Annotated in this window: 1 protein-coding gene; it reads left to right on the top strand. The window is 44.1% G+C overall.

The window, feature by feature from the left end:
- Positions 1-254, top strand: a 254-nt coding sequence (locus AAEZ05_RS29355) for an IS30 family transposase (RefSeq protein WP_350650137.1), incomplete at both ends; no start/stop codon positions are given.

Here is a 254-nt window from a genome sequence, read left to right as displayed (position 1 = left end):
AGCGGACACCATCATTGGTCAAAACCATAAACAAGCTATCGTGACAGTGGTAGAGCGAAAGACAGGTTTGGTTAAGATGAAGCGAGTGACTAAAAAGAGTGCTCATCTGGTCGCGGATGCGATGGTGGTAATGCTAACTCCAGTGAAACTACACGTTAAGACGATTACGTCCGATAATGGCAAGGAATTTGCGGATCATAAAGCCATTAAGCAAAGACTCTATAGTGGGTTCTACTTTGCTGATGCTTATGCCT

It is taken from the genome of Pseudomonas sp. HY13-MNA-CIBAN-0226, assembly GCF_040310305.1.
Lineage (GTDB): Bacteria > Pseudomonadota > Gammaproteobacteria > Pseudomonadales > Pseudomonadaceae > Aquipseudomonas > Aquipseudomonas gregormendelii.
The sequence above is the reverse complement of the archived record's forward strand: the minus strand, read 5'-3'. Positions and strand labels throughout refer to the sequence as shown.